Source organism: Enterobacter cloacae complex sp. IR5384, from assembly GCF_049237265.1.
Lineage (GTDB): Bacteria > Pseudomonadota > Gammaproteobacteria > Enterobacterales > Enterobacteriaceae > Enterobacter > Enterobacter cloacae.
Window position 1 is genome coordinate 1 of the sequence record NZ_JBMKHJ010000086.1, and the last position, 2,404, is coordinate 2,404.

2 protein-coding genes and 2 pseudogenes are annotated in these 2,404 nt (G+C 48.8%); 2 read left to right on the plus strand and 2 right to left on the minus strand.

What is annotated here, in order from left to right; all coding sequences use genetic code 11:
* Positions 1 to 293, plus strand: a pseudogene (locus tag ACOTX3_RS25875) (threonine dehydrogenase and related Zn-dependent dehydrogenase); the annotation flags it as partial.
* A gap of 165 nt (positions 294 to 458) precedes the next feature.
* Positions 459 to 1,156 (plus strand): IS1-like element IS1A family transposase gene (locus ACOTX3_RS25880; RefSeq protein WP_229297609.1). Its coding sequence is split into 2 segments (ribosomal slippage): positions 459 to 708 and positions 708 to 1,156, totalling 699 coding nucleotides; the frame shifts between segments, so codons are not numbered across the junction.
* Positions 1,157 to 1,170: 14 nt separating this feature from the next.
* Here the strand turns inward: ACOTX3_RS25880 and ACOTX3_RS25885 are convergent.
* Positions 1,171 to 1,311 (minus strand): annotated as a pseudogene (locus tag ACOTX3_RS25885) (maltose acetyltransferase domain-containing protein); the annotation flags it as partial.
* Between the two features lie 65 nt (positions 1,312 to 1,376).
* Positions 1,377 to 2,404 (minus strand): lactose permease (gene lacY / locus ACOTX3_RS25890; protein WP_421634998.1); only part of this gene is annotated, 1,028 nt, incomplete at its 5' end.

The window sequence follows — 2,404 nt, forward strand, 5'->3', positions numbered from 1 at the left end:
TTGGTGTGGTTGGCGTCTTTATTCCTCAGGATCCGGGGGCTGAATCGGAGCTTGCCAGAGAGGGTAAGATGCCATTTGATTTTGGGAGTTTCTGGTTTAAAGGACAGGCAATCCGTACCGGCCAGGCGAACGTTAAGGCCTATAACCGTCAGCTGTCTCGCCTCATCCATCACGATAAAGCCAGTCCGGGCAAAATAATTTCTCATCGTCTTTCGCTTGAAGAGGCTCCTGCCGGATATAAGCACTTCGATGAGCGGGATGAAGGATGGACGAAGGTTATCCTTAAGCCTTAAATAGAGTTATCCGGTATGAGAAAGCAAAAACCGGGAAAGAATGTATGACTTTTGACAGGGTGCAATAAAATATCCTGTCAGGGCGTTATTATTCATACTTTCAGCTGCCAGGTGATGCTGCCAACTTACTGATTTAGTGTATGATGGTGTTTTTGAGGTGCTCCAGTGGCTTCTGTTTCTATCAGCTGTCCCTCCTGTTCAGCTACTGACGGGGTGGTGCGTAACGGCAAAAGCACCGCCGGACATCAGCGCTATCTCTGCTCTCACTGCCGTAAAACATGGCAGTTACAGTTCACATACACAGCCTCTCAACCCGGTACGCACCAGAAAATCATTGATATGGCCATGAATGGCGTTGGATGCCGGGCAACCGCCCGCATTATGGGCGTTGGCCTCAACACGATTTTACGTCACTTAAAAAACTCAGGCCGCAGTCGGTAACCTCGCGCATACAGCCGGGCAGTGACGTCATCGTCTGCGCGGAAATGGACGAACAGTGGGGCTATGTCGGGGCTAAATCGCGCCAGCGCTGGCTGTTTTACGCGTATGACAGGCTCCGGAAGACGGTTGTTGCGCACGTATTCGGTGAACGCACTATGGCGACGCTGGGTCGTCTTATGAGCCTGCTGTCACCCTTTGACGTGGTGATATGGATGACGGATGGCTGGCCGCTGTATGAATCCCGCCTGAAGGGAAAGCTGCACGTAATCAGCAAGCGATATACGCAGCGAATTGAGCGGCATAACCTGAATCTGAGGCAGCACCTGGCACGGCTGGGACGGAAGTCGCTGTCGCTCACAAAATCGGTGGAGCTGCATGACAAAGTCATCGGGCATTATCTGAACATAAAACACTATCAATAAGTTGGAGTCATTACCCTTTTTTCAACTTCTGATGGATGCGAGTGATTGAACTCATACATTAATGTTTTCCCACGAAGTCTTTTTTCAGGTAAGCCTTCGCACATATCGGTAAATAGCTTGCCTGCTTTTATTTTTTCTGTCATCGACATGTTCATTTTTAACATTCCGTCCTGATAAGTTGGTCGGATAAGGCGCTCGCGCCGTATCCGACATTAATTTCTTAAGCGACTTCATTCACCTGGCGACGCAGCAGAGAAAGTGGGCCGGGGCCGCTAAGCGTGAACACGGAAATTAAGGTGAAGCCCAGCGCCACCAGACCCAGCACCAGGTAAGCGCCCTGGAAACCGATGCTTTCATACATATTGCCCGCCAGAATAGACATAAAAATCATCGCCAGTTGCTTAAAGAAGCAGAAACAGACCAGATAAATCGTCGCTGAAAAACGCACTTCAAACTGGCTGGTAATATATTTAAAGCAGCCCACCAGCAGGAACGGTACTTCAAACATATGCAGCGTTTTCAGAATAACCACTTCCAGTGCTGAGGTAGCGAACGATGAGCCAATAATACGTACTGACATAATAGTGCCAGCCAGCAGCAGGGCGTTTTTCCCACCGATGCGATTAATGATCAGTGGCGCAAAAAACATAATCGAGGCGTTAAGTAATTCGCCCATTGTCGTTACGTAGCCAAATACCCGCGTACCCTGTTCACCGGTAGCAAAGAACGAAGTAAAGAAATTAGCAAACTGTTGGTCAAAAACATCGTAGGTGCAGGAAACGCCAATAACATACAGTGACAAAAACCACAGTTTTGGCTGTCTGAACAGTTCCAGCGCCAGCTTAAGGCTAAATGCCGAATGGTTGGCACCTACCGCATTGGCAACCGTGGCAGAAGAGGGCGCATCCGTTTTGGCGAAAAAGAGTAAAACGGCGAGGATGAATGCACAGCCAGAACCCAGCCAGAAAACAAACTGATTATTGATGGTGAACATGATGCCGACAATCGAGGCACACAGCGCCCAGCCAACACAGCCAAACATCCGCGCGCGACCATATTCGAAATTACTGCGACGGCTGACTTTCTCGATAAATGCCTCTACTGCTGGCGCACCGGCGTTAAAACAAAAGCCTAGATAAATACCACCAACAATCGATCCTACTAAAATGTTGTATTGTAACAGTGGCCCGAAGATAAAAATAAAGAACGGCGCAAACATCACTAACATGCCGGTAATAATCCACAGCA